At 44.5% G+C, this 21,911-nt stretch carries 20 protein-coding genes; 3 read left to right on the top strand and 17 right to left on the bottom strand.

Going from position 1 to position 21,911, the window contains the following annotated elements:
- Nucleotides 1–156 precede the first annotated feature (156 nt).
- Nucleotides 157–1,377 carry an MFS transporter gene (locus tag ACYCS5_RS23575; protein ID WP_029516688.1) on the top strand — a complete coding sequence of 407 codons (1,221 nt, stop codon included), beginning with the start codon at nt 157–159 and terminating at the stop codon, nt 1,375–1,377.
- A 113-nt stretch (nt 1,378–1,490) separates the two neighbouring features.
- On the opposite strand, the gene ACYCS5_RS23570 is transcribed toward ACYCS5_RS23575, so the two are convergent.
- Nucleotides 1,491–2,135: an O-methyltransferase gene (locus tag ACYCS5_RS23570; RefSeq protein WP_185156353.1), complete on the bottom strand. Its 645-nt coding sequence runs from the start codon at nt 2,133–2,135 to the stop codon at nt 1,491–1,493.
- A 157-nt stretch (nt 2,136–2,292) separates the two neighbouring features.
- On the opposite strand from ACYCS5_RS23570, the gene ACYCS5_RS23565 reads away from it, so the two are divergent.
- Both ACYCS5_RS23565 and ACYCS5_RS23560 read left to right on the top strand, forming a co-directional pair.
- The gene (locus ACYCS5_RS23565) at nt 2,293–3,453 is read left to right on the top strand and encodes a THUMP domain-containing class I SAM-dependent RNA methyltransferase (protein ID WP_023987994.1); all 1,161 of its coding nucleotides are present in this window, start codon (nt 2,293–2,295) and stop codon (nt 3,451–3,453) included.
- A 188-nt stretch (nt 3,454–3,641) separates the two neighbouring features.
- Nucleotides 3,642–5,624, top strand: a complete 1,983-nt coding sequence (locus ACYCS5_RS23560) for an LTA synthase family protein (protein WP_459760202.1) — start codon at nt 3,642–3,644, stop codon at nt 5,622–5,624.
- A gap of 199 nt (nt 5,625–5,823) precedes the next feature.
- Here ACYCS5_RS23560 and ACYCS5_RS23555 read toward each other — a convergent pair whose 3' ends face one another.
- From ACYCS5_RS23555 to ACYCS5_RS23480, 16 genes are all read right to left on the bottom strand, one after another.
- Nucleotides 5,824–6,093, bottom strand: coding sequence for a hypothetical protein (locus ACYCS5_RS23555; RefSeq protein ID WP_023987992.1), 270 nt, complete (start codon nt 6,091–6,093; stop codon nt 5,824–5,826).
- Between the two features lie 94 nt (nt 6,094–6,187).
- Nucleotides 6,188–6,409 (bottom strand): YuzB family protein, encoded by a 222-nt coding sequence (locus ACYCS5_RS23550; protein ID WP_007429791.1) that lies wholly within the window; start codon nt 6,407–6,409, stop codon nt 6,188–6,190.
- Between the two features lie 23 nt (nt 6,410–6,432).
- The gene (locus ACYCS5_RS23545; RefSeq protein WP_013370462.1) at nt 6,433–6,735 is read right to left on the bottom strand and encodes an iron-sulfur cluster assembly accessory protein; all 303 of its coding nucleotides are present in this window, start codon (nt 6,733–6,735) and stop codon (nt 6,433–6,435) included.
- Between the two features lie 140 nt (nt 6,736–6,875).
- A complete protein-coding gene (locus ACYCS5_RS23540; protein WP_029516685.1) occupies nt 6,876–7,142 on the bottom strand; it encodes a hypothetical protein in 267 nt (88 codons plus the stop codon).
- Nucleotides 7,143–7,278: 136 nt separating this feature from the next.
- Nucleotides 7,279–8,499, bottom strand: coding sequence for a M14 family zinc carboxypeptidase (locus tag ACYCS5_RS23535; RefSeq protein WP_459760201.1), 1,221 nt, complete (start codon nt 8,497–8,499; stop codon nt 7,279–7,281).
- Nucleotides 8,500–8,616: 117 nt separating this feature from the next.
- Complete coding sequence (gene racE / locus ACYCS5_RS23530; protein ID WP_069011068.1) at nt 8,617–9,426, bottom strand: glutamate racemase; 810 nt, start codon at nt 9,424–9,426, stop codon at nt 8,617–8,619.
- A 208-nt stretch (nt 9,427–9,634) separates the two neighbouring features.
- Nucleotides 9,635–9,958, bottom strand: a complete 324-nt coding sequence (locus tag ACYCS5_RS23525) for a YtxH domain-containing protein (protein ID WP_069011067.1) — start codon at nt 9,956–9,958, stop codon at nt 9,635–9,637.
- Nucleotides 9,959–10,054: 96 nt separating this feature from the next.
- Entirely contained in the window at nt 10,055–10,702 is a 648-nt protein-coding gene (locus tag ACYCS5_RS23520; protein ID WP_029516682.1) for a helix-turn-helix transcriptional regulator, read from the bottom strand.
- Between the two features lie 8 nt (nt 10,703–10,710).
- Nucleotides 10,711–11,151, bottom strand: coding sequence for a DUF86 domain-containing protein (locus tag ACYCS5_RS23515; RefSeq protein ID WP_069011066.1), 441 nt, complete (start codon nt 11,149–11,151; stop codon nt 10,711–10,713).
- Nucleotides 11,152–11,174: 23 nt separating this feature from the next.
- Nucleotides 11,175–11,462: a Dabb family protein gene (locus tag ACYCS5_RS23510; RefSeq protein WP_013309679.1), complete on the bottom strand. Its 288-nt coding sequence runs from the start codon at nt 11,460–11,462 to the stop codon at nt 11,175–11,177.
- A gap of 80 nt (nt 11,463–11,542) precedes the next feature.
- On the bottom strand, nt 11,543–11,968 hold the full coding sequence (locus ACYCS5_RS23505) for a phage holin family protein (RefSeq protein ID WP_029516680.1): 426 nt from the start codon (nt 11,966–11,968) through the stop codon (nt 11,543–11,545).
- A gap of 210 nt (nt 11,969–12,178) precedes the next feature.
- Complete coding sequence (locus tag ACYCS5_RS23500; protein ID WP_459760200.1) at nt 12,179–13,315, bottom strand: polysaccharide deacetylase; 1,137 nt, start codon at nt 13,313–13,315, stop codon at nt 12,179–12,181.
- A gap of 492 nt (nt 13,316–13,807) precedes the next feature.
- Nucleotides 13,808–14,452, bottom strand: coding sequence for a DUF3885 domain-containing protein (locus ACYCS5_RS23495; protein WP_069011064.1), 645 nt, complete (start codon nt 14,450–14,452; stop codon nt 13,808–13,810).
- Between the two features lie 69 nt (nt 14,453–14,521).
- Nucleotides 14,522–15,955, bottom strand: coding sequence for a polymorphic toxin-type HINT domain-containing protein (locus ACYCS5_RS23490; protein WP_069011063.1), 1,434 nt, complete (start codon nt 15,953–15,955; stop codon nt 14,522–14,524).
- A gap of 194 nt (nt 15,956–16,149) precedes the next feature.
- Entirely contained in the window at nt 16,150–16,800 is a 651-nt protein-coding gene (locus ACYCS5_RS23485; RefSeq protein ID WP_069011062.1) for a hypothetical protein, read from the bottom strand.
- Nucleotides 16,801–16,914: 114 nt separating this feature from the next.
- A complete protein-coding gene (locus ACYCS5_RS23480) occupies nt 16,915–21,891 on the bottom strand; it encodes an RHS repeat-associated core domain-containing protein (RefSeq protein ID WP_459760199.1) in 4,977 nt (1,658 codons plus the stop codon).
- Between the last annotated feature and the right edge of the window lie 20 nt (nt 21,892–21,911).

Below are 21,911 nucleotides of genomic sequence, written 5' to 3'. Positions count from 1 at the left end.
CGAACAAACCATGACAAACCCATGACATTTGGATAAAGTTTCAATGAAGTGTGCTATACTAGAGAAATGGCTTTTTTTAAAGCTCCGGAGAAGTTATGCGTTGATACGTAGGATTTACAACAGGATGAGAATGGGCAGAAAGGAAGTGAAAGCACATTGAAAACGTGGGAGACGTGGAAAATCAATCTCATTGTGCTTTGGTTCGGTCAGTTTCTGGTCAATGCGGGTATTACGATGATTACTCCGTTCCTCGCCCTGTATCTGGCTCAGGACCTTCATGTGAAGGGAGAGCACGATATTGGTCTATGGGCTGGAGTTATTTTTGCCGCTAACTTTTTGACCTCATTTATGTTCCAGCCTTTGTGGGGCAAGCTGGCTGACCGATATGGACGTAAAGTCATGCTGCTTCGCTCAGGCTTTGGTATGGCTTTGGTCATCGGATGTATGGGTTTGGTCACCCATCCGTGGCAACTGCTGGCGCTTCGCCTGCTGAACGGTACGATTTCGGGTTTCAATCCGGCATCGATTTCCCTAGTATCGGGCACCACTCCCAAAGAGCGAACCGGATTCGCTATGGGGATTATGCAATCCGGTCAGATGGCCGGCACGATTCTCGGTCCTCTGCTAGGCGGATTTTTGGCTGATTGGGTCGGATTCAGACCGATCTTTTATATTACAGGCGCTCTGATTTTTATAGCCTCGCTCATTGCAATGTTTCTGGTTAAAGAAAATTTCAGTAAAGCGGAAGCCGCACGCACACCGCAAATTTCGGTTCTTGCCGGATTAAAGGAGCTAAGCCATACGCCCCAGCTTCCGGCTTTGTTCACCGTAACGTTTCTGCTCCAATTTGCCATGATCAGTACGGTATCTCTGCTGCCGTTATATGTGCAAAAACTATATGGGTCGGCAGAAGGAATTGCACTGATTGCCGGGTTCGTTACAGCTATAACAGGCGTATCCAATATGATTGCTGCACCACTCCTTGGAAGATTGAGTGACAAGATAGGAGCGCACAAGATCTTGACCATTGCACTGCTCGGAACGGCGGTTATGCTCATTCCGCAGGCTTTTGTCAATGAAGTGTGGCAACTTGTCATTATCCGTTTTTTCATGGGTGTATTTATGGGCGGTCTGCTACCAAGCGTAAATGCGCTGATTCGCACGTATACACCGGAAGGAATGGAAAGTCGTTCTTTCGGCTTCAATACCAGCTCGCTCGCGCTTGGGAATATGCTGGGTGCTGTCATTGGCGGGGTGCTATCCGGGTTTATCGGCATCGAAGGACTGTTTATCATGTCAGGTGTCCTGTTAATCGTCAACATATTCTGGGTACGCATGAAGCTTTTTGATCGTAAGGCTACGCCTGATTTCAGGTAAGAAACCTTCAGGTAAGACAAGCCCACCTTAACAGACAAGAACCTCCTTGTTCACGCTATAGTGGACAAGGAGGTTCTTTTTTTGTATAGATAGCTATACATGGGGAATGAACGCTATTTAACTCGAGCTAGCGCCAATCCATCGTAAGCTGGCAAAAGCGTGCTGACCAGCCGCGGATCTGTTGCTATCGTTTCGTTAAAACGTCTCACGGCCTGGACGGCAGGGCCGTTCTTATCCGTATTCAGCGTCCGTCCGCGAAGGAAACAGTTGTCTCCCGCAATAATGGCACCTGGATTCGCCAGAGCAATCGCATACTCCAGATATACTGGGTAATTTTCCTTATCTGCATCAATGAAGAAAAAATCGAAAGTTCTTCCCTCTTCCTGAAGTTCTTTCAAGCTGTCCGCTGCGGGTCCAATACGATATTCGACACGGTCACCGTAGCCATTTTTTTCCATATGTCGATGTGCCAGCGCTGCGTACGCTTCTTTCAGCTCCAGTGACACAATACGGCCCTTTTCTCCCAACCCACGGGCCAGACATAATCCACTGTAGCCGCCTAATGCGCCGATTTCCAGTACATGCTGTGCGCCAGATACTTCAATTAGAAAGGTCAACAGTTTTCCATAAGGATGGGCAACGGATACTTCCGGCATACCTTCTTTAACGATAGCCTCCCTAATACTGCGAAGTGCTTCATCCTCTTGTACCAGCTGGTCTACATATTGTTCAGGCGTCATATTGGGTGTAATTTCCACGGTTCATCTCTCCTTATTACTTAATCATAACGCAGGTAGGACGTGGTGTCCTTCGTAAATTTTTTACCTTAATGATTTGTCTCTTCGAGTACAATGACCTATACTATAGGGATTGAACCAAGCTTACATGATTATGGGGACGGAGTGAATACGTTTAATGACTCAACTGCAACTAATTGCGACTGCGCCAATGGGACTTGAGGCCGTCGTGGCCCGAGAACTCAGAGAACTCGGGTACGAAGATCTAACCGTCGAAAACGGCCGCGTCGTTTTTACCGGAGATTATATGGATATATGCCGGTGTAACCTGTGGCTTCGCACATCAGACCGCGTACTTATTAAAATGGGTGAATTTGCTGCAACAACCTTCGATGAGCTGTTCGAGGGTACCAAAGCATTACCCTGGCAGGATTGGATTCCTGTAGATGGTGAATTCCCCGTAGAGGGACGTTCGCACAAATCACAGCTTAGTAGCGTACCAGCCAGTCAAGGAATCGTCAAGAAGGCGATTGTAGAGAAGCTCAAGGAAACCTACCACACAGATTGGTTTGCTGAAGATGGCCCTCGTTACGTCATTGAGGTCATTCTATTGAATGATCGTGCGTTGCTGACGCTTGATACAACCGGTCCAGGACTGCACAAACGCGGCTACCGTAAGCTCGTTACAGAGGCGCCCCTCAAAGAAACGATGGCTTCTGCTCTTATTCAGCTTAGTCGCTGGAGCCCGGACCGCCCCTTCTATGACCCATGCTGCGGTTCCGGTACTTTATTGGTCGAAGCTGCCATGCAAGCCTGGAATATTGCGCCAGGACTGAGACGTACCTTTAACTCGGAAGACTGGCCTGTCATTGGCAGAGAATTATGGGATCAGGCTCGCGACGAGGCGATGGATTTGACCCGCGATGACATTCCTTTTGAAATTGCAGGTAGCGATATCGATCCAAATGCCATACAAGTTGCTGAGGCAGCTGTAAAAGCAGCAGGCTTTGCTAAAGACATCCCTCTTAAGGTGATGCCTGTAACTAAAGTCAGACTCGAAGGACAATATGGTGTGATGATTACAAACCCACCTTATGGCGAGAGACTGAGCGAACAATCCGAGGTGGAAAAGCTGATCCGTTCACTCGCACGCACGGCAGCCGAAATGAAGACCTGGTCCTTCTTTGCCATCAGCTCCACCAAGCAATTTGAGCATTATTGGGGCCGTAAAGCAGACAAGCGCCGGAAGTTGTTTAACGGCCGGATCGAATGCCAATACTATCAGTATCTAGGCCCTCTGCCTCCGCGCCGCAAAGATACTTCGCCGTTGCAGCCTTAAATAAGATGAAGCCTAGGCCAGGAAACGAACTCTCCGTTCGTTGTTCTGGCCTGATTTGTGCTGTATTTTCTTTACTTAATCATTGAAATGCGCGAGATGAGCGCTATAATAATTAAAGGCATTTCGGTTTTAACATTACGTTAATATGTAATTTATACTAGCCGAACATTTCTGCCAGAGGGGGTAAAGTGTTGGTTATTCGCACGTCCAGTGCAAGTCGCACTGGTAACACGTTCAGCAGAATGCTGCTGTCTCGATATTTTGGACTAGGTCTGTTTTTTGTGCTTATGATCGGCAAGCTCGTACTGATTCACTATAACTTGCATGCCCAAAATATTGACATGAATCCGCTGGATTATGTCATCGCTATTGGTTCGCTTTTACTTGTGAGCTTCTGGACCTTATGGCTGCCACGTCGCGGACGTTTGATTGCTCTTGTGGTGCTCGATATGTTGCTCACCGCGCTCATTTATTCCGACATGGTTTATTATCGGTATTTCCAGGATTTCATTACGATTCCCGTCTTACTTCAAGCCGGACAAGTTGATTCTCTGGGCGGAAGTATCGCATCCCTTATGTACTGGGGGGACATTCTCTTTTTTGCAGACTGGATTCTATTCATTCCGTATGTCATATTTGTGGCTTCCTTACGACGTCGACTTACCACGAATGATACTTATTTAAAAGCATCCCGAAGCTCCTTCACAAAGAGGTTCCTGCTTCGCTTCTCCAAAGGAGCATTGGCCTTCCTGATTGGCTATGTATTAACATTTGGGCCGATCAAATATTATACCTCCACGTGGGCAACTGGCATATTTGTCGGCAACTGGTGGTCGATGGCCTTGTACAATGTAACAGGGTTGATCGGATTTCATGGATATGACATCTACCGCTATGGTCAGGATCACCTTGGTCCTCAGCCTACATTGGCTCAAGCGGAATCCGATAAGGATAAGGAATGGTTTAATCAGCACCAAAAGTTGCTTCAGGTAAAAAATGATCTATCTGGCAAGTATAAGGGCAAAAACGTGATGGTCATTCAAGCTGAAGCGTTCATGAACTTTTTTATCGGCAAACAGATCAACGGTGCAGCGATTACGCCTAACTTTGACAAACTGACGAAGGAAAGCATGTATTTCAACAATTATTTTCACCAGACTGCGCAGGGCCGTACTTCGGACGCGGACTTCTCTACACATGCTTCGCTGCATCCGCTCCCTACAGGCTCTGTATTTATCCGTTATGCGGACCATAAATTCGATACGCTACCTTCCATTTTGAAGGATACTGGATATAGTCCCAATGCGTTTCACGTGTATGACAGCAGCTTCTGGAACCGCTACACTATGTATAAGGCAATGAACTATGACAAGTTCTACAGTAAAAAAGATTTTAAAATTGATGAGCCATTGGGCTGGTCCCTGGGAGACAAATCCTTTTTCCGTCAAACGCTCAATGATCTCACTACCGAAGTTAAGCAGCCGTTCTATGCCTATATGGTCGGTATCTCGAGCCATCATCCGTACAACCTGTCACCTGACGCGGTAGATTTAGACGTTGGCGAGTTTGAAGGTACCATGTTCGGAGACTATCTAAAATCTGTCCATTATGTAGATGAAGCACTAGGCGAATTGGTAGATCAGATGAAGAAAGACGGACTGTGGGATGATACGATCCTGATGTTTTATGGGGATCATGATAATTCTATTAAAGACAAAGCACTGTATGAGAAATTTTTAGGCAAGCCACTTACGGATCTGGACATGCAGAAAATCATGAATCAGGTGCCATTGCTTGTGCATCTTCCTGACGGAAGTCAGGCGGGCACGTATACAGAACCGGCAGGTCAGTTGGATCTGACTCCTTCCGTAATGCACCTACTTGGGATTTCTACAAAACCATATCATTTTATGGGAAACGATCTGTTTAGCGGGAAGCCTCGTATGGTTGTGCTACGTACTGGTGCTTTCACGGATGGACGAGTGTACTACATTCCATCTGAGGACGGTACATTCTCCAAAGGGACCTGTTACAACCTGAGTACAGGCCAGCCTACAGACGTAAACGCCTGCGGACCGGGATATACCGAAGCTCTCAATCGGTTGAACATATCCGATCAGGTTATCACATACGATCTTATTCGCGAATGGGAACCACAAACAAAGAAGTAACTCCTTCTGTATCTGTATCTAATAGACTTTATGTGGGAGGTTGCTGATATAGCATCTTCCCAAACCCCTTTAACGATGTCGCCGCATAACTACTCTGTATATAACAAAAAAGCACGATCCATCGGCTTGTAAGTGCTGTGGATCGTGCTTTTTTATGGATTGTCACTCGACTGCGCTCGTTGTTACCAGTCACAAATGCTTAGGAACGCAACGTTTTTTTGGCCTGTTCAAGCCGTTGTACCTCTTCACCAAGCATATCCTCCGCAACTTCTACTGAGTCGTCACCAAGGCTATCCTTCGCCTGCTGTATGGCATGTTCAGCATGAGTGCGAGACTGCTCCGCCTGTTCAATCAGTTGCTCAGCTGGATGTGACAATGCCTGAGAGACGGCATTGTGGAGCCTGTCCACCGAGTTTTGTGTTTGAGCCTCAACACTGTGATTGTCGAGATTGGAATCATATTGGGCCATGAGTCACTCCTCCTTCTGGGCAGTGGTCTACATCCATTAGCATGGATCAGAAGAAGGGGAACTATTCAAAAATTGCGAATGCTGCGTACTGGAACTATTTGATAAAGCGCGCAGCCTTCTCCAATACTTCATCCTCCGTAGCCGCACTCACATAACGTCCGTTCACATACACAAACGCCCGTTTCCCACAAGGACCGCAATACGATTTGCAGCCGATTTTGATCTCGGCATCTGGTGCCATCTTTTGCAACTTGGGCAAGATTGTTTTCAAGCGAATATGATTGCATTCATCACATACGCGAATATCGTTGGCCATCTGTCATCCCTCCGAGCTCCGGCTTAGTGGTCGCCGTGATTACCTTGGGAAGGGTTAGTAATGACAAATCCTTCTTCGGGGAAGTACAAGTAATCAATTTTCACACCATCCAGCAGCGGCTGGCCGCTTTCCAAAATTACGTCAATGCCTTTATCTGTAGATACGACAGTATCTGTTTCTTTAGGCGTGTCCAAATCCAGCCCGTAATGAGCATGATCTCCATGAGCATGAGTAATAACAACGCGCAGGCTCTTCCCTTGGTTCTCTTCCTTATCCAGTTCAAGTTTCAATACTTTAGCTGCGTTACGAGTAATTTTGCAGTTCATCAAACTTCATCTCCTTCATATTCATTAAATGAAATGTGGTTTATTGGATAAATCACAATTATGTTTAGCATAGCAAAAGGCAATATTCCTATTGTAAAGAAAATCGTGAAAAATCGCAATCACGAAATTCATAAACTTATCTACCGAACACGTACATGTTGCTTTTCAAGCACATCTGGATATTTTCGTTCGGCACGGGTCACAAACCAATTCATAAGCAATAACGTCACACCAATATCGTCGATGGGCATAAATGGCATGACATCAGGTAATACCCAATAGAGCAACACAGGCACCGCAAAGAGTAATTTTTCTCCCAGCGGAATCCTTGATGAAGTAATCAGTCGGGGCATACGACGAAATACATGTGACCATTGACGGAGAGATAGTAATCTTTTCCACTTCATAGGTTGTTCACTCCATTTCCAATGCTCCTAAGTATATATACCCCATTGAAGGGACATGTAAAGAGGAACACTTATAAAAAACGTGTTCCTCCTAATACGTGCAAATGATTCAATACGTTTCAGTAGGCCGAATTTTTTACCATGACAGCACTGTTGCCATTAACATGCTCACTTCTGCTGCAATATCATCGTAATCACGCATGGGCAGCGGATTTACGCCTAGACCGACTTCAACGGTAAACCCCGGTTTACCAAATCGCTGTATAAACCAATCCTTGTACCCTGCATCGCTCCCACCCAGCTTTACCGCCCGGTAACCTGTTGCGGCAGCTAGCCGTAAGGCCCAATCTCGGCTCTCCTTAGGCTCTAGATCCCGATAATTCCAATAGATCTCCTGTCCCTGACTGTGTATGGATAACACCATGTCGAACTGTTCGCGCTCCGTTAGATCGGCAAGCGCCTTAGACTCTGGTTCAGACAAAGGTGCAGGCCCTGCATAGTCTCGTCGAGACGGACCTGTTTTACCGCGTCTGCGCACCTCTTCTTCCCAATATGCCGGAAATTGATCGTTGAGGTCGACACCACGAATATTGGCCTTCCAACCGCGATAATCAGCACGTCCTTCATTCCACTTTTTGAGGTCATGATACAACGGATGAGTTGGGAGTATACCTTGTTGCACCAGCTCTACCCCATCCGGGTTGACCATCGGAACCACCCATAAGGATGTATGCTCCAGCAAATCCCGCGGAGAACCTCCATACACCCATTGAGTGGCCCCTACATGTTCTTCAGTCCCACCGATCCCTTGTGCATATTGCTCTATAAAACGCAGCAAACAAGGCGTCGTCAGCCATTCATTAGCATGAACTGAAGCATTGGCGTGAATTTTACGCGTTCCTTGCCCAATACGTACATAAGGAATATCCTTCCCCATGACACTGGTTCCAATGCTACCAACTTCAATAAACGGATATCTGCGGGCCAAGGCCGCTAGGTCTTCCTTTAAATCTTCGTATCCATATTCTCCACGTAATCGTACAATCTGATCCTGATGCTCCTCAGGAATAACAATAGTTTTTCCTTCCATAAAATCATGCTCCGCAAGTCCGGGGTTGGCTAGCCGTAACTCATCAAGCTCCACACCAAACTGCTTGGCAATCTGTCTTGCATACTCACCAGGCTGAATAACGTATTTACGATCCGTAGACGGACGAATATATAACACTTGACCACTAATCAGATAGGGTTGTGTGGCGGCCCACGGATTATCCACGATCAAAGTATCCGCCGATAGTTTAAAAGCCGAGGCGACCCGGTGCAATGTATCTCCTTTTTGAACGATATATTCCCTCATCTTCTACGCCCCTTCCATCTGCCTTACTGCATGTTATGCAAACGCGGCGTGTCTTGATGTAGTGAAAAGCAAAACAGCCGACTTCTTTTGTCCAATGACAAAAAGTCGGCTGTCTCGTTAATCCAAATTGGTGACTTGCCAGACGACAGGCGTTTGGCGAATTTGCTCCCCGAGCCACTGTGCGGCAATGCGCTGGAACAATTCAGGATCGCCGGAACAAAAAAGCTGATGTACCGGCGTTTCGTCCCCAGCTTCCAACTTGTCTTTGTTATACAAAATGGTACTCGTCTCACGCGCCGTTTCATCTGCCGAGCTAATGAGCTTTACTGCAGGCCCCATGACTTCTTGAATCGTTTCCTTCAAAAAAGGATAATGCGTACAACCAAGAATCAGACAATCAATCGGATACGTTTGAATAGGTCTCAATGTCTCCTCCACAACCTGCGATGTCGTCTTAGAGCGAAATAACCCTTGCTCCACCAATGGAACAAGCGCAGGACACGCATGGCTCACCACGTCTACGTAAGGAGACAATTGCTTGAGCGCAGCTGTATACGCTCCGCTTCGAATCGTACCGACAGTCCCAATCACCCCGACATGCCCGGTAGCAGTCGCGCTAATCGCAGCACGAGCCCCGGGGTGAATAACTCCGATCACCGGAATGGATACCTTTTGGCTTATATAGTCCAATGCCGCGGCAGTAGCCGTGTTACAAGCAATAATAATGACTTTCGGATCAAATTGAATCAGAAAGTCAACCATTTGCTCTGTAAATTTTTTAACCTCTTCCGATGGTCGGGGGCCATACGGAGTGCGCGCAGTGTCTCCAAAATAAATGATTTTTTCCCGTGGAAGCTGACGCATGACTTCTTTAACAACCGTCAAACCTCCTACACCGGAATCCAATATTGCAATCGCTTGCTGCACGTACACACCGCTTCCTTTTTTGTTCAAATATGAGTTATTTCATCTCGGAAAGCTATCCGTTGCTACATACCTTATGTCGTATCAGTGTAAAAGGTACCCCAAAAGATTACCCTAAAACGAGGAAGTGATCAATAAAAAGGCTCCATCCCAACGGGAGAAGCCACGAATTCAAACTGTATTCAGTGTTTCACCTATTTTTTACAGACCGTTACAGCGCATCTTTTTCCGTATCTTCTTGAGCAGTCGCTGATGAAATACTAACCTCAGGAATCATTTCACTCTTTTTACGCCATTGCCCAATTTCATGAATGACGGCTGAGGCTGTCTCCTTAATTTTGTCAGTATACTCAATTGAAGTGTCTGAAATTTTCCCCGCTAGCTCCTGTCCCTTATCACTTACGTTGCGCGCCTGATCTGTAATATTCTGACGCAGCTCACGACCTGACTTAGGGGCAAATAATAAAGCAGCAACCGAACCAACAATGCTGCCTGCCAACGCGCCTCGGATAAAACTTTTGCAGTTCTCCTTCATCATCATCTCTCCCTTGTGCCCGGGCGAATGCCCATCTGTTAGTGCATTATAAGCATGGGGAGCTTGTCATGACACAGAAAACAAGCCTGAAAAGTTTCACTTTTTTTTAGAGCGGATACGATACAGGCAACAACGGCCCCCATCTGCCAAACAATCCTCACGAACAACCTCGGCATCAAGTAGCTCCTCAAACATTTGCTGCTCGCATTCACAAGCCTTGCGGTAACGGCCTGCAATTTGAGAGATAGGACAATTGTATTCCACAATAGAGTAGCTACCATCCTCTTCCTCGCGCCACTCTGCCATATATCCGGAAGCATTCTGGATGCCCGAAAGCTTTTCCACACGTGAAGCCAGTGTAGTCTCCCCCTCTATATGAGGGGCGTATCGCTTCATCATTTTACGTTTTCTACCATCAAACAGCGAGTAAACAGCTTCCATTCCCTGTTCTTCATCGAGTTCCTCTAACAGTTCCAGTAACAAATGATCATAATTACGTGGAAACTGCTCGCTTCCCTGCTCGCTCAGGCTGTACAAAAACGTCGGGCGTCCCATAGCCTGTCTCACGATTGTAGCCACGATCAGGCCATCCTGCTCCATCAATTTGAGATGCCTACGCACTCCCATTTCGGTAATGCCTAATTGAGCTGCCAAGCTTCCGACGCCCACAGGTCCCTGGGTTTTCAATAGTGTCATGATCATGCGCCTAGTGGGCATTTCGGGTACGATATACTTATCCGTCACTTTTGCCTTTACACTCCCTCGGGCTGGGGACCCAATTCCTTATTTAAATAATCATGCACGTTAGATGCAAAAAGCTCCAGCAACCCAGGCAGCTTTGTTGTAAGCGGGTGAAGGCTTGTCCGGTCCCAATGGAAATACTCCTGCACTAAGGGTTTACGTAAGCCTACCAGCTCTACTAGCGAATGAAATACGGTATCATCCAGTACACCTTCCTCATGAATGATACCGATAATATCCTCATAGCTACTGGCGTCACGCATAATAAATCCGTCGATGATATAGCTTCCTACGTCCGTTACCGTCTCAATGGCCAGATGAAGACAGCGCTCCTGCACTAGCCCCTGCAACAGATCGCCGTTCCAGGAAGCAGAAGTCTGGCGAAGTCCGGCGACAATGTCGGGAACAGCCCCTAGTCGAAGCTCAATTTGTTCCCGGTTGACATAATACAAGGTCCTGCACCTCCAGTACCGCTTTAGATTTCATAATCAACTGCGATAGATACATCCTTCACTTCATTCATGTGTACAATAATTTCCTGGTGCACAGGGTGTACCTGATACGTTTGCAAATCCTCCAGTGTTTCGACAACAGCGGTAAGGGAAATATCATAAGAACGTTCCGAACGAATCACATCCGTACCTACTTCGAGTGACAGCAGCTCTTTGATTTTGCCGTTCATGCTGCGCAAAATGGATGCTGTGTGCTCAATGCTTTCGGGGGAGCGGTCTTTCAATTTGAACAAAACAATATGTTTAATCATGCGTATAGGCTCCTTATCTTAAAATGTTCTCTTGAAAATTTTATCATAACGCCCCACATACGGAAAGAAACTTTGTAATTCTAGCGATCTTTTCCACCATTTTTACCATCAGACTCCTTGTCCTTTAATAGGGCAAAAAAATTCTTGAGCTTCGGTGGGAGCGGTAGACCCATTCGTGAACAGTTTTCCGTAATAGAGATCAATTCATTGGATAAATAAAAATACGTTGCCGCCCCTTTCATGATTTCGGTACCCATCAGGAGGTCCACATGATGCGCCAAAGAAATTACCATTAGCATTAAAGCCTTTCTCGCCAACCCCCAAAAGCCGGCTTTACTGCTTAAACCTTGCCCAGTCTTAATTGCTGCGGCGACTCCAGTCACATAATCGACAGCCATTGCAACCGTGAATAGCACCATTAGCTGATTCCAGCCGCCAAATGCAAACGTAATAAAGGCTCCTGCGGTAGCGCAAATCATACTAAACATACTCGGATTAATATTCATACCTGCTCCTCCTCTCGAGGCGGTTACTGTAATATATGCAGCGACGTGGTAACCCGTAAAGTCGTATGACCTGTGCATAGACATGAATTCATAGATTCATATAAACCATGCTGCAAACTTCACATTTTTGAGCAAATACAACAAAAAGACACCTTCCAAACCACTATATAAATGGTTGAAAAGGTGTCTTTTTTCTTTCATGCTATTCAATTAACGATGATCATTCCAAAAATTAAGCGGAGTCATGTTATCATTCAACGGCTCGAACGAATAGCCTTCTTTCTGCAAAGCAGCCATGATTTGTGGAAGCACCTTGATCGTAGATGGTTTATCATGCATAAGAACGACTGGTGTTCTGCCTTGCTTTTTCAATCTCTTTATATCACTTAGGACAGTCTGTACAAAATGCTGTGGATTTTTAGTATAACGCCAATCATTGGAATCGATGTTCCAGTCCCAAATATGATAGCCTGCACCCGTCAGTTGATCGCGGTATGCTTTCTTCAAATACGGTTTGCTGCCATAAGGTGTACGAATCAAAGAAGTGCGTTTCCCTGTGGCCTTAAATAAAATGTCGTTATCCTGATTCATCTCTGCCAATGCTGCTGCCGGAGATGCATAGATTTTCTTCACCTGATGCGTCATCCCATGCAAGCCCAAACCATGCCCTGCGTCTACCATTCTCTTCATCACTGTGCTATGTTGGCGAATTTCAGGTCCCAGCATGAAGAACGTAGCCTTGGCATTATATTTGTCCAAAATATCCAGCAGCTGCGACGTATGCGCTGTAGGACCATCATCGAAGCTCAAATAAATCGTACGGCTGGATGATGAGGCAGTTCCCTTGTTGCCTGTATTGCTAGCTTTGCCTAGCTTAACAGCCGCGTACTGTTTAATTTTTGCCTCGAATGTATTCAAGAACTGAGCATCAGACAAACTAGCGTTTGCATTCTGAATTCGATACAGATTACTTGTAGGAACCGTAATAGTGAAGCCGAATGCATTGGTCAAAGTGCGAATTGGCACCATCGTGCGTCCTCCACGCTCGAACACATCCCCCTTGTTCAAATCCAGCGTAAAGCTGCGATTATGTCCAGTCAGCACCAATGTATTTCCATTGGCAGAAGTAGAAATCCCCATCTTTTGCCCTAATGTAACGATAGGAACATACAACTTATCATTTTTCATTACCGGCTGAATTGTATTCGAATCTAGTAACACATCATTGACCCCCAGCAAAGGAGCCTTCGCTTGTGCACTCGCCGTATTCGTATGTATACCTAGCAAACCCAAACAACAGATTACCATCAAGCATACAGCCATCCATTTTACTTTTAAAAGCTTCATTCATTACACCATCCTGTGCTGTATTTTATAATGTGCGGGAGCTATCTCTAGCTTGTCTATGAAGTTATACAGACATGACGATATAGACATGGCAATATAGACATTCACTCAACATATAGAACATAAACGCATATAAACCGACTGAACCGGACGTCTTTTCGTTCCCCCTATATATATTAATAGATTACCAGACTATAGTAGGTAAATATAGTAAAACAATTTGAAAACAATCTCGCAACCCCCCTGCCAGAGAAAGTTACAAAGTTGTGAATAAATTAGTAGGAGTTAAGAAGGGTACAAGCGGGTAGTAGATTCTTTTGGCGGAACTAGAACCTACCGGAAGAAAATGAAGATGAGGTACTTTTGAGCAAGATACAGTGGTATCTGAAGATTTTGGGTTTCTAATTGACTATGGGATTGTCATTCAACCATTTACTTGGTACTAGGTATTAATATAAAGAAAGACCTTGGGATTGCAGCCCTCAAGATCATTCAAGAAAATATTTCATCGATTTTATTTCGGTCATAATCCAATATCCAATGATTATACTGCTCATAAACAATCCTTAGAGTCTCCTTGTTTTCCGCTACAATATCCAAGCCTCTATCGTCATAAAGATGAAAAATTGTTTTGTTCGTGTCATTTATTAAATATATGTCACCATCTACACTAGGTTCTAAACCAAGTGTTCGATTGGCAATCGCCTCTATCAGACTATCAATCTTCAAATCTTGGGATTTCACATTTATACAATATCTAATAGTTACTATATCATCAGTTTCGTCGGAATCTTTATATCGGTACTCCTGTTCTTGTTTAAATACATGTCCAAAATCTATCTTACTAATATAATTATTGAATTCTTTAAAGACATCATTCTCAATGGCATTAATTGACTCATTACTCCATTTATCTACGAATAGTACAAAGTAAACATCGTCATCATAACTATTTAATGCGTCAAATAAAGCAACCGCTCTCTGTTTCACCTGCTCTACTCTTTTTCCAGGCGTATCTGTCCCTCCCCCCATTTCAAACCTAATAGCAATTGAAGCATTATAAAACAAAGGTTTCTTTAAATAAATTCCTTCAAAGTATCGCAACAAAAAATCATTTAAATTTTGATTATGTTCCATTCAATCATCCCCATCATGTAGCCGTAAAGGGAAATCTATGTTCCCTTTACGGCGTTTTTTTAACTATATTTATTTTAGCTTTATGACTGTACCTGTTGTACTCTTGTGTTTCCCTGTTATGAAATTTCCATATTCATCTGCATCAGTAATCCAATGAAGTGAATTTCCTTTCTTTTCAAATACCTTATACGCTGAACCGCCGTGTCCAGTTGTGTCTTTCGCCCACCAATAACCTTTCTTTGTGTTATCTTGGTAAGCTGTAATTGTATCTCCGTGGAATTTGTAAGTGACTTTTCCTTTTGCATTCATTTTTATATCCCATTTTGTTGTTTTATTCGGGATATCGCAAGCGTTATGAGTCCACACACCCAAATTTGATACAAAATAAGTATGAAAATCTTTGACCTTAAAATTGTATACAGTGTCATGTCCCTTTTTAACTTCAATCTTCTCAATGGCTAATTCCTTACCATCCGAAGTTGTCAGAACATCTCCCACCTCGAGGTCTTTAGACTTGACCCAACCTTTGCCGACAATCCAAAACGGATGCTCATCAGTTGTCGTTATGACTTCTCCACCAACAGTAATATTATACGTTTCTTCCACATCACGTTGGTAGAGCCATTCGACTTCCTTATAAGCCATCTCACCTGTCTCATCGTCTTTGGCTAGAACCTTGTCACCTACCTCGACTTCCTCGATAGGTTTCTCCCCTTCGTCTGTTTGAACCTTAGTCCCCGCCGTAAAGCAATTACAAGGGAGTGCCTTGGCTGATTTTAGATTTTTTTCTGTCAATTCAACAGAACGTTCAACATATCTTCCCTCCTTACTCGTCAGCTGTATGATCAATTTTCCACCTTTAACAAACTTACCAACAGGTATAAATCCTGCTAGAGCAAGTGTTTTGTCATATGCGGACGATTTGGGATCAAGTATCGTGTTTATATCATCTACAATCAAGAAATTGGCTACAGCCGTGGATGCCTGAATAGTTCCTGCTTTAAACTCATTCCAGCATGTCCCCATGCCTACTCTTTGATAATGAATAATCGTCTTCTGGTTAGTATAAAATATTCCGCCTTTAGTCGTAGGCATAAGTTCATGCCCGCTAGGGTCTACATATCCGAGTGGATTATTGGCCACATACGCATACCAGTTCAAACTCTGCGGATCACTAATCTCGCCCTGATACGTATCCTCGCCCATAAAACGGGCTGTGCCTGGATCGTACCAGCGAGCCCGCAGGTACTGGAGCCCCGTCGTATCATCCCAATACTCGCCAGCATAACGCAGCACGTTCGGAACGGTCTCTTTGACCGTCTCCGGGCCGCCCCAGATATCGTAACTATAGCTATTCAGTTCCTTGCCCGAACTATCACTTAGGACCACCACATCACCGTGACCGTTGAGCTGATAATATTGTAGCTGTCCGCTTGCCTTGTCTTGTCTGGCCCACAGTTGACCGGACAAGTCATACAACACGTAAGCGTATGTAATCTTCACTGCCCTACCTTCGAAGCTTCGGTTTCCTTTTGAAACGTAGTTGTAAGTCTTATCCTTTGTACCTGCAGATTCAGTAACCAGCCCGTGTAGCACAGTATCGAGAATATTTAGCTATTTATTATTAGTTCAGAACTAATAATAAATAAAGACCACAATACGAAACTATCTCGTATTGTGGTTAAATAATTCAAATTCTACTTCAATACTTGTGCAGTTCCAGCTTTTACATCAATTAAAAAAACTCTCGGATCCATGCCATACATACCGTTGTTATACTCATCCAATGTAGACAACTCGTATTGATTTGGTACTTTTGTTGGTTTTAAAATACCCCAAGCCCAATTATCTCCATCACCACCTGAGTAGCCACTATTTTCCTTTCTAATTGAAATAGGGATATTCTTTTCTTCTCCTGTTGAAATATTTTTCAAGTGCAATTGTTCTCTACTATTCCTCTGGAAAGGATTAATTAAATCTATACGGTATTCATATTTTTGATCTGAAGTTAACCGTACAGGATCACTATCAACGTTATCATACAACCATCCACGTGTAGGAGTCCCGTCAACCAAATAATAAGAACAAAATAATAAAGATCCCATCAATATTGCTGATACTAAATATTTCACACCATTAAATGGTGGCCATCCTTGCCATATATATGTTAATGATATTAATACAATAATAATAGACGGGACTCCAAATATGACTAATGTAGCAGTTGCCAAGATATCATGTCCACGTTGAAAGCCCCCTGTTGAGCCTAAAATAAACCATATGAACGCCGCTATATTAATAACAATAGGAATCATCCATATGATTTTAAACCAAATGGGCATTTTCATTTCCTTCCCTCCAGTCTCACTGAAATGTTTACTCACATTTCAAAAACTGATACTTCACTATTTCGAATACTAACTTTATCCTAAAATACATAATAAACCAATTATTTCTAGTGATTAGTACCTACTCTGATTCTTTTTATAACTTTCATATCTGGCTTTAGAAAAGTTGTGCCACAGCACTCGTGGTTTTACGTATTTATCCAAAATATTGGGATTATTGTGCATTACAGAATGAGCTTCAATTGGATGTTTAAAATAATAAGGGGATAATTTAACTTCAACATTCTCAGCACCAGGGTATTTGCGTTTTGCTTCTCCTAAACCCCAAAACCCTCCGTTAACTTGAATAATATCATTATGGTTGTATACATTGATATGTTGACCGACCTTCGTTTTCAGTCTATATTCCCTTACTGGTGTTGCAATAGTGATAAGAGTATCTACATGTACCCCACGTTTAGCCAACATATTAGTTGCCATGATGGAAACATTACCTCCGTGACTATGCCCCATGATTCGTATCGGTTCTGTTGGATGAGCTTTGTGATAATTATAAATTTGATTCGCTACAATTTCTGCACCTTCAACTCGGGCTCCATCATTATTCTTACCGCTCCATCGCGGAGTATCAGTCGGTTCATTAAAAAGCTCATTTTTAATATACGTTTTACTATTATCCCATGTACTTGGATCAACAAAAGTACCGTGAACTAGCCAAACTTTATGCCCACTTGGATCAATATACTTTAACGGATTATTATTTGCATACGTATACCAGTTCAAGCTTTGCGGATCGCTGATCTCGCCCTGGTACGTATCCTCGCCCATAAAACGGGCTGTGCCTGGATCGTACCAGCGAGCCCGCAGGTACTGTAGCCCGGTCGTATCGTCCCAATACTCACCAGCATAACGCAACACGTTCGGAACGGTCTCTTTGACCTTCTCCGGTCCACCCCAAATATCGTAGCTGTAGCTATTCAGTTCCTTGCCCGAACTATCACTTAGACCTACCACATCACCGTGACCGTTGAGCTGATAATATTGCAACTGCCCGCTTGCCTTGTCCTGTCTGGCCCACAGTTGACCGGACAAGTCATACACGTAAGCGTAAGTGATCTTGGCTGTTTCACCTTGGACCTCGGCTTCTGCAATCAGCTTCGCTTCTTCGTCATAGTAATACCGAGTCGTTTTGCCGCCCTCTGTACGCTCGTACAGTAGACCGTCTCCGTTATAGCTGTACCCTACCTCTTTGCCTTCACCGGTCACCTTTGTCAGACGGCTGGCAGAATCATACGTATATTCAGCGTTTTTCATGCCGAACACTTTGCCACTGCCTTCAGCACTTCGGTTTCCATTCGGATCGTAGACATAGGTCTTATTCTTTTCACCAGCGGCTTCGCTGGCAATACGGTTTGACGGGTCATATCCAAACTGGTCTGTTGTTCCGTTTTGTGTACGTCCGATGATGTTTTTATTCCCATCCCGTTCATACCCAAATTGATGTAGCGACGTACCACCGTGCTCCACCGTAACCCCGGATAAATCCAGTCCGTTGTAGCTGAATCGCGTACTCAGCCCTCTGCTCGAAGACTGGCTTTTCAGCAAACCATTAGGAGCATAATCGAACGTCATTCGATCCAATGATCCGCCCGCAGCAGCACTCGCTTCTCCCAAACTCTGTACATTTGCCGCACCGGCCCCAGCGCTAATGTCCATTTGGGTAACTCGGCCCACACTGTCCAGCTTGGATTGAACGTGCATAGACGTGCCAGCAGCATCTGTTAGCACATAGCCTGTACGAGACTGCTTGTTGTATTCATAGCTGATGTGCGTACCATCAGGGTACTTCAGCCCAGTCAAGGCTCCATCTGATGGATCATAGGCATAGGAGGTCGTTCCCTGACCATCAGTCATGCTTTTTCTTCGTCCTGCGCTGTCATAGGTGTAATTGGTTTTAAAATCGGGACCCGCCGCTTCGGTAACTAATCCGTCAGCGTTATATTGAAAGGTAATGGCCTCCGATTTTCCTGTCAACATACGGGTGATGTTTCCATCTGTATCGTAAATATTTAACGTAGTTCCTCCGCTTGATTTCTCAAGTAACGTACGTCTGCCCAGCTCATCGTATGAATACACATTCTTTTGCCCATCAGGAAACTGAACGGTCTTCAAATTTCCGGCTAGATCATACACATAGCTGACCTGCTGTCCGGATGGATCAGTGACCGAGGTCATTTGTCCCAAAGCATCGTAATCATAGATCATACGTTGACCGTTACCATCTGTACGGCTAGTGACCATACCCGCATAATTATAAGCTAACGATTCCAGCGGCTGAAATGATCCATTTTTAGCTTCTTGTGTGGAAGTCACACGACCTAAAGCATCTGATACTTCACGCACACGATAACCGGGCGCATCCGTCTGAGTAACAGTACGATCCACTGCGTTATAAGTCACGGTATCTGTGGTTCCATCCGCATAGGTCGTCTTCACAGGTCGTCCAAAGGCATCATAGGCATAGCGAGTGGTTGCTTGTTCAGCATCCGTGCTTTCTACCATATCTCCATGATCATCATAACCATATCCGTAAATCGCATCACCCACCTGCTGCTGGAGCATCTGTCCGAATGGATTATACATTCTTTCAGCACTTACTCCATCTGGTCCGGTGACGGTGACATCGTTCGTATCATCCTTATACACCACAACCGTCTGAGTTCCATCCGGATAAGTAACCTTCGTTACACGTCCCAAAGCGTCATATACGTAGGACTCTGTTTTGCGCTTGGCATCTGTTTGGGACTTGATTTCCCCAGTCGGATAATAATCATACGTATACTCAACACCTTTAGGCAAAAGCTGTCTTGTTGGGAGCTGAGAACCATAGGGAGATTTATAATCAATCGAAACATCCGTATAGTTTCTGTCATCAATAAGAACTTTCTGACCACTTACATTCCCTTTTGCATTGTAAAAAGTATAGGTATCTGATAAAAGCTTCCCTTGCTCTGTACCTTCATAGTTTTTCAGTTCATACAATGTACCCTCTGCTTTATAAGTTCGAACTGTCGTTCCAGTTTTTCCTTCACTTATTTTAGTAACCGTCTGGGTAGGTTGAATCCAGAAAAAAGGCTCACTAGAGGTTTTATACGTATGAACAGTCTCCAATCCAGTACTTTGGGATACTTTTAGTGGAAGACCATATTCATTGTAGTCATAGGAGGTGGTTACAGGTTCTGACGAAGAACCTCCCTCCGTATACGACTCTTGCATTTGCACAGGCAAATTCCAGTCCATGGCAACATTATACTTGTAATCTATATGATAGCCGGTAGAATCACCCTCTTGATCATAGCTGTTTAGAACAAGCTTGTCCGGTGCGTTATCTCCTCTAAAGACTTTACCAAAATGGAAGGTTTCCGCTGTACGTGTCCCTTTGGCAACTACCGTCCATTCAGCGTTTTTCCCATAGTTGGCTAGATCTTCTCCGGAATAGGTGAAATCAATTTTATTTAAAAAACGATTGCCTGCGGTTGTACTGTACATATCAGCGCGTGAAACCACCTTAAACACGCCTTGTGTACCGTATACACCTATCTGCTTGTTAAATGCTTCATAACGAATGTCTGTGATCGATGAAGTAGGTCGTACAATTCGTGTAAGCAACGCCGATGCATTTTGCTGTAGGGCTCCAGTCTTTCCTTCACCATCTACGACCACATTAAAAGGAGCGTCCATGAATGTATACGCATAGCTTGTGCTTCTGGAAAGAGAATCCAACACTTCTGACAGCACCTTGCTGCTTCCCTCGCCACTTTGGCGATAGGTGTACTGATGGTCCGTGCCCTGCTCTTTAACAACAATTTGCCCGGCATTGTAAGTGAAGTCAAGCTCTTTGCCATCACTGTTTCGAATCGATCGAATAAGCTTTACTCCACCAGAACTTGTATAATCAAACTCCACCCGATTCTTATACGCATCCTGGATTAAAATCAAATAACCGTCCTGATCGATATAATAGTCATTTCCATTCAGCACTGCTATTTTGTATGCACTGCTTACTCCCTGCACACTTGCGCTTTGATCTGTACTGATCTTCAGATCTTTGTATGCATATCCTTCTAGCTGCAAATCATCTCTCAGTTCATAGGAGCCTGTTCCCGGAATATACAAATACCGTTTACCATCCTGTTTCTGCATATGAGGAAGATCCCATTTCCAGCCTCTCCCCAGACCAGAAGCTGCTTCTTCCTCGCGGATGGCACTTGTGTTTGTATACAACCCTTCATTTTGCTGCACACCAATCTGATTATTTGCCAATGAACTGTTATACACACGAGTCAATGCAAAGGGCAATGACCCCGGCAGTACCAAATCCGTATTTTGAACAACGAGCTGTCCTGAAGCGGTGGACACACTGTTGTCACCATAGTCCATTCCATAACGAGACGTATCATCACTCAACCTGCTTTGTGCAAGCGCCGCCTGATCAAAAGGAGCATACACATCTGTTGTAGCTGATACCTGCAACAAACTTTGTTTAAATAAATCCTGCCCGATCAGTCCGCTTTCTCCTGGAGTCGGAGCATATACGGAATCATTTACTCGGGGTATAGATGGGATAACCATCTCAGTCGTGTCTGGAGCCGGCTCTTTACCCTCTTCCTTATCAAGTGGATGTTGAGTTGCCTTTTCATCCTGGGTGGTCTGAGCGCGCTTTTCGCCCTCCTTCAGTGCAGCCGACTCATCGGATGGTTCCACCTTTGTATTTGTGCTCAATGTCAGTCCATTCTGCTGTACCCACAAGCTTGGACTTTGTTCTGGTAATGAATTTTCTCCACCATCTTTTTGCCATGCTTTATAAATATCATATAAGGTATAGCCTTTGGATAACTGTGCATTGACCCACGCCTGATCCTTACCTGTTTGCTGTGCAAGCCAAGCTCTGGTAATAATCTGCGGAGTAGAAGACGAAGAAGATTGAGAAGTTGCTGCCTCTCCACGACCTGCTTCTCCATATGCCCATGTGCTCCATGAACCCAGTAACATCAGCACACATAGTAGACTACAAATATAACGTTTAAACACTCGCTCACCCCTATTAATAA

This window comes from Paenibacillus sp. SEL3, from assembly GCF_054602585.1.
Note: the sequence above shows the minus strand (reverse complement) of the source record. Positions and strands in the feature narration are given on the sequence as shown.